Annotated in this window: 7 protein-coding genes; all 7 read left to right on the forward strand. The window is 68.6% G+C overall.

The annotated features are described in order from the left end of the window. The first annotated feature begins 147 nt into the window (after window positions 1-147). Genes casA through cas2e form a run of 7 tightly spaced genes read left to right on the forward strand, consistent with a single transcriptional unit; the run spans window position 148 to window position 5,859 of the window. Window positions 148-1,629, forward strand: coding sequence for a type I-E CRISPR-associated protein Cse1/CasA (casA, locus tag PARJ55_RS22885; RefSeq protein WP_051416409.1), 1,482 nt, complete (start codon window positions 148-150; stop codon window positions 1,627-1,629). Then, on the forward strand, window positions 1,626-2,138 hold the full coding sequence (gene casB, locus PARJ55_RS0121195) for a type I-E CRISPR-associated protein Cse2/CasB (protein ID WP_028714770.1): 513 nt from the start codon (window positions 1,626-1,628) through the stop codon (window positions 2,136-2,138). The genes casA and casB overlap by 4 nt, the downstream gene beginning before the upstream one ends. Next, entirely contained in the window at window positions 2,135-3,211 is a 1,077-nt protein-coding gene (gene cas7e / locus PARJ55_RS0121200; protein ID WP_028714771.1) for a type I-E CRISPR-associated protein Cas7/Cse4/CasC, read from the forward strand. The genes casB and cas7e overlap by 4 nt, the downstream gene beginning before the upstream one ends. After that, window positions 3,204-3,908, forward strand: a complete 705-nt coding sequence (gene cas5e, locus PARJ55_RS22890) for a type I-E CRISPR-associated protein Cas5/CasD (RefSeq protein WP_051416410.1) — start codon at window positions 3,204-3,206, stop codon at window positions 3,906-3,908. The genes cas7e and cas5e overlap by 8 nt, the downstream gene beginning before the upstream one ends. After that, the gene (gene cas6e, locus PARJ55_RS0121210) at window positions 3,905-4,639 is read left to right on the forward strand and encodes a type I-E CRISPR-associated protein Cas6/Cse3/CasE (protein ID WP_028714772.1); all 735 of its coding nucleotides are present in this window, start codon (window positions 3,905-3,907) and stop codon (window positions 4,637-4,639) included. Before cas5e ends, cas6e begins: the two co-directional genes overlap by 4 nt. 3 nt (window positions 4,640-4,642) lie before the next feature. Then, a complete protein-coding gene (gene cas1e / locus PARJ55_RS0121215; RefSeq protein ID WP_028714773.1) occupies window positions 4,643-5,581 on the forward strand; it encodes a type I-E CRISPR-associated endonuclease Cas1e in 939 nt (312 codons plus the stop codon). After that, entirely contained in the window at window positions 5,578-5,859 is a 282-nt protein-coding gene (cas2e, locus tag PARJ55_RS0121220; RefSeq protein WP_028714774.1) for a type I-E CRISPR-associated endoribonuclease Cas2e, read from the forward strand. The genes cas1e and cas2e overlap by 4 nt, the downstream gene beginning before the upstream one ends. Window positions 5,860-6,035 lie beyond the last annotated feature (176 nt).

Raw genomic sequence — 6,035 nt, forward strand, 5'->3', positions numbered from 1 at the left:
AGCAGGGTCAAGGCTACTCGTTCCCCGCACATGCGGGGATAAATAGATGTGGAGAAGGGTTAAGTGTGAGAAGGGATAAATATGGATTGACAGCGGGTATGTGGCTCTGCTTGGATCGCTCGTGAGGTGGATCGCAGGATCGTGCTGATGTCTTTAAATCTCGTTAACGATCCCTGGATTCCGGTGCGCCGTTCCGATGATGGCCCCCGCATCATCCGCCCCGACCAGATCGCTGACCCCGGCGTCGTCTTCCCCGACTGGCCGCGCGCCGATCTGAACATCGCCTGTCTTGAATTGCTGATCGGCCTCGTCTTCCTCGCCGATCCTCCTGCCAATGCCGCCGACTGGCGCGCCCGTAAGCCGGATGCGCAGCGGCTGCGCGAGCGGCTTGCCCCGTTTGCCCCGGCTTTCGACCTGATGGGTGACGGCCCGCGCTTTCTTCAGGACTTCGATCCGCTGGAAGGCGCGCCGAACCCGCCTGACATGTTGTTCATCGATTCGGCGGGGGGCAATACTGCACGTAACAATGCCGACCTGATGGTACGGCGGAACCGTTATCCCGAACTCGACCTGCCGCTGGCCGCGATGGCGCTTTACACATTGCAGGCGCATGCGCCCTCGGGGGGCGCGGGCAACCGCACCTCGATGCGCGGCGGCGGGCCGATGGTGACGCTGGTCGATCCGGGCACGGGCAGCCTGTGGGATCTTGTCTGGGCGAATATTCCCGATGGCCAGCCCGCCGGGCCGGAGGTGCTGCCCTGGATGCGCCCGACCCGCACCTCCGAAGCGAAGGGGGCCGAGGTCTGGCCCGACTCCACCCACCCGGTCGAGGCCTTCTTCGGCATGCCGCGCCGGCTGCGGCTGGTCGGCGATGCGGCGGTCACCGGCGTTATCCAGCGGCCCTATGGGGCCAATTACGCCGGTTGGGAACATCCCCTGACCCCCTGTTATCGCCAGAAGGCTGGGTCCGAGCTTCTGCCCCTGCATCCCCGCGCCGGCGCTTTCGGCTATCGCAACTGGCTGGGCGTGGTGATGGAGATGCCGGGCGACGAAGGCGATCTGCGCCGCCGGGCGCGCTGTCTGGACAGCTATGAACGCCGCGTGCTGCCCAGGGACAGGGTGACGGCCAGCGTGATCGTGGCGGGCTACGCGATGGACAACATGAAGCCCCGCGACTTCACTTGGTCGCGCCAGCCGCTGCTGTCCCTTGAAAGCGAGGCCGGGCTGACCCTGATCGCGATGATCCAGTCGGCCGAGTCCTTCGGCCTTGCCCTGCGCGGTGCGCTGAAGGTCGTGGCGGGCGAAGGCAGCGCGCTGGATGCGTTGCGTGAGGAGTTCTTTACCGCGACGCAAGGCGCGTTCGAGGCCGGCCTTGCCGCGTTGCTGGCCGGAACGCCGCGCGTGGAAACCGCCGCCCGCTGGCTGCGCGCGATGGAGCGGGTGGCGCTGGCGATCTTCGACCGGCAGGCCCTCCCGGGGCTGGACCAGCAGCGCCCCGAGGCGATCAGGCAGATCATCGACGCGCGCGAGGGGCTGCGCGCCGCCTTTGCGGGCTGGCGCAATCCGGGCAAGGACGCCTATGTGAAGCTGGGCCTCGGACCCCGACCCCGCAGGAAGGAGGCGGCATGAGCGATGCGACGAAGAACCCCGGCCAGGTCGCCTTTGGCTGGTGGAAGCAGCACCTTCGTCCCGATGAAGACACCGGCCCGGCCCGTGCCCTGCGGGCAAGGCTGCGGCGGGCGGATCATGTCACCGATATTCTGGCCGAAGGTGCGGTGAGCGCACTGTATGACCGCCTCGATCGCCGCCCGGATCCGCTGACGCTGGCCGCGCTGGCGCAGGTGCTTGCCCATGTCAAGCGACATGACGGGCAGTTAAGTGTTGCGGAAGCCTTCGGCGGGGGCGATCCCAAGGCGCTGTCGGCTCTGCGTTTCCAGCGGCTGATCCGTTCCGATGACAGGCAGGAGCTGGCGACGGGCCTGCGCCGCGCGCTGCCGCTGGTCGGCGGGGCCTGCAACGTGGCCGCTTTGGCCGAGGACATCCTGTTCTGGGGCGAAAAGCCCCGTATCCGCTGGTGTTTCGATTATTACGGCGCCGCGCCTCCGCGTTCGGTCGCCGCCGAGGAGGAGACCGAATGACCACCTTTCTGCAATTCCACTTGCTGACGGCCTATCCTCCGTCGAACCCGAACCGCGACGATCAGGGCCGCCCGAAAGAGGCGCATTACGGCGGCGCCCCGCGGCTGCGGCTGTCCAGCCAATCGATCAAGCGGGCGCTGCGGATGTCCGACACGTTCCAGCAGGCGCTGGTCGGGTCTTTGGGCGAACGGACCAAGCGGCTGGGCGAGGTGATCCGCAAGGCGCTGGCCGAGGACGGCGTCGATGCCGCCAAGGCGCGCGAGATCGCCGAGGCGGTGGCCAAGGTCTTCGGCAAGATCGAGCCGGTGGATAAGAAGAACCCCGATCTGGTGCAGGGCACGACCCTGGCCTTCATCTCGCCCGAGGAACGCGCCTATGCGCTGGACCTTGCGCGCAAGGCGGCGCAGGGCGAGGGGCTGCCTTCCGACAAGGATCTGGCGAAAACCGTGCTGCGCAGCGCGGGTGGGGCGGTGGACATCGCCATGTTCGGGCGCATGCTGGCCGACAACCCGGATTTCAACCGCGAGGCCGCCGTGCAGGTCGGCCATGCTATCACCACCCACCGCGCGCAATCCGAGGACGATTTCTTCACCGCCGTCGATGACCTGAAAACCCGGGACGAGGATGCCGGCGGCGCGCATCTGGGCGAACATGCCTTCGGCTCGGGCGTCTATTACCTCTATGCCTGCGTGAACACCGATCTGCTGGTGGAAAACCTTGGCGGCGACCGCGAACTGGCGGCGAAGGGGCTGGATGCGTTGGCCCGCGCGCTGGCGACCGCCACGCCCAAGGGCAAGCAGAACAGCCACGCGCATCATCCCTTCGCGGCCTATGTCCTGGCCGAGATCGGCAGCCACGCCCCGCGCGACCTGACCGGCGCCTTCCTGAAACCCGTGCAGGGCGAGGATCTGCTGACCACTTCCGTCAAGAAGCTGGAAGCGATGCGCGGCCAGATCGACGCCGCCTATGACAGCGCGCCCACGCGCGAGGCGCTGATGAATGTCGCGGCGGGGCAGGGCCGGCTGAATGACATCGCCAGTTTCGCGGCCTCGGCGGTGGCGGCGGATGGCTGAGCATCTGGTCTTCACCCTCTGCGCCGCACTGGGCAGCATGGGGGAACTGGCCGGGCATGAGCGGCGCGGCTCGCTGACATGGCCCGGCCGTTCTGCGGTGATCGGGCTGGTCGCTGCGGCCATGGGCATCCGGCGCGGCGACGATGAAGGCTTCGCCCGGCTCGACGCGCTGCGCTTGGCGGTGGGGGTGATCGATGACGGCGTGCCGCTGCGCGACTACCACACCGTCGAGACCATCCCGACCGCTGCCGCCCGCAACCCCGACAGCCGCCCCGCTGCCATCGCCCGCGCGGGGCGTAACACGAACACGACCATCACCCTGCGCGATTACCGGGTCGGCGTCGCCTATGCCGTGGCGCTGTGGTCCGGTCCGGGCTGGACGGGTGCGCTGGAGGATCTGGCGCAGGCCCTGCGCCAGCCGGTCTTCACGCTCTATCTGGGCCGCAAGTCCTGCCCGCTGGCCGCGCCCCCCGCCCCGCGTATCGTCAAGGCTGAAGGTCCCTTGCAGGCGCTGGCCTTGGCTGCCCGTCCGCCCTTCGGCCATCGGGGCGCGCTGCGGCTGGTCGCCTCGGACGAGCCCGTGAGTCCTGCCGATGCGCGGGACAGCCGCAACGACCTGCCGGTCGAGCGTGCGAAATGGCACTTTGCGCAACGTCCCGTGTTCATCCACCGGCCCGCGGCCGAGGGGGCGACATGAGCCTTTGTCTCTCTCGCGTCACGCTGGCGCGCAATCCGGCGACCACCGCGCTGAAGGCGCTGATCGACCCGATCGAGGGATCTGCGCCCGACCGGCTGCACGACCCCAAGCGGGGCCGGATCATGGACGCCCATCACCGGCTGATCTGGGCGCTGTTCGCCGACGATCCCGACCGGAGCCGCGATTTCCTGTGGCGGGCCGAGGGGAATGGGCGCTTCCTGATCCTCTCGCCTCGCCCCCCCGCCGCCGATGGCGCGGGGCTGTTCCTGCCGCCAGAGGTCAAGCCTTTTGCGCCCGACCTCCGGGCGGGCGACCGGCTGGGCTTCGTCCTGCGCGCGAACGCCACGCGGACGCGCAAGACCGTGCCCGATGTCCGTGCGCAGCGGGTGGATGTGGTGATGGACGCACTTCATGCGCTGCCTTCGGGGAGTGAAAGCGATGCCCGGCGCGAGGCGCGCATGGCCGCCGCCGAAACCGCTGGCCGCGACTGGCTGGCACGGCAGGGCGAAGTGGCCGGTTTCCAGGTGACGGATTTCGCCGCAGCCGACTATTCGGTCGTTCGGCTGCCAGCACATGTCGGCCCCCGCAAGGGCCAGCCGCAATTCGGCGTCATCGAGATGACCGGGCGGCTGGAGGTCACCGATCCCGACGCCTTTCTCGCGCAGATTGCCGTGGGCTTCGGCCGCGGCAAAGCCTTCGGCTGCGGGCTGATGCTGATCCGGCGGGCGTAAGGCATGGCGATCCCCGGCCTGCCGCCGCCAAGGCCGATCCCCCTCAAGGACCGCGCCTCCCTGGTCTTCGTCGAGCGGGCGCAACTGGACGTACAGGACGGCGCGTTCGTCGCGGTCAACGCGGACGGCACGCGCACCCATATCCCGGTGGGTGGCCTTGCCGGGATCATGCTGGAACCCGGCGCGCGCATCAGCCATGCCGCCGTGGCGCTGGCCGCCCGCGTCGGAACGCTGATCACCTGGGTAGGCGAGGCCGGGGTGCGGCTTTACTCCGCCGGCCAGCCTGGCGGGGCGCGCTCGGACCGGTTGCTCTGGCAGGCTTCCATCGCGCTCGACCCCGCCGCGCGGCTGCGGGTGGTGCGCAAGATGTATCAGATGCGCTTTCGCGAGCCCGCGCCCGAGCGCCGCTCGATCGACCAGCTTCGCGGGATCGAGGGGGTGCGGGTCCGCAAGGCCTATGAGCTTTTGGCCGAGGCCCACGGCGTCACGTGGAAGCGGCGGCAATACGATGTCGCGGATTGGGAGGCGGGCGACGTGCCGAACCGCTGCCTTTCCGCGGCGACCGCCTGTCTGCACGGCCTGACCGAGGCGGCGGTCCTGGCTGCGGGCTATGCGCCGGCCATCGGTTTCCTGCATACCGGCAAGCCGCTTTCCTTCGTCTATGACATTGCCGATCTGTGGAAACTGGAAACCGTAGTCCCCGAGGCGTTCCGCATCGCCGGCCAGCATGTGCGCGGCAAGCTGGACATGCCGCCCGACCGGGCCGTGCGCCTCGCCTGCCGCGACGCCTTTCGCCGCACCGGCCTGTTGGCGAAGATCATCCCCGGCATCGAGGAGGTGCTGGCCGCCGGCGACCTGCCACGCCCCGAGCCGCCACCGGACGCAATCGGTCCCGCTTTCGACGACCCGGCCGGTTCGGGGGACGAGGGGCATCGCGGATGATGGTGATCGTGGTCAGCAACGCGCCGCCTCGGCTGCGGGGGCGATTGGCGGCCTGGCTGCTGGAGGTGAGAGCCGGCGTCTATGTCGGCGACTACTCCGCGAGGACCCGGACCCGGATCTGGGAGCAGGTCGAAGCCTATATCGAAGGCGGCGATGCGGTGATGATCTGGAAGGCGCCCACGGATCAGGGCTTTGAGTTCCTGACCGTCGGCCGCAACCGTCGGATGCCGGTCGATTTCGACGGATTGAAGCTGGTTTCGTTTTATCCGCGCGAGTAGCCGATGGCCGCGCCAGAGGGCGGCAAAAAATCGGTAGCTCGGTTGACATCGTGAATATCATTGCAGCACAGAGGCTTCCAGGAAGCCTGTTCCCCGCACGCGCGGGGATGAACCGGTGGTTTCCGAGACGCCAAGGTAAGCGGCGGCCTGTTCCCCGCACGCGCGGGGATGAACCG

Origin of the sequence: Paracoccus sp. J55 (assembly GCF_000513975.1) — a bacterium.
GTDB lineage: Bacteria > Pseudomonadota > Alphaproteobacteria > Rhodobacterales > Rhodobacteraceae > Paracoccus.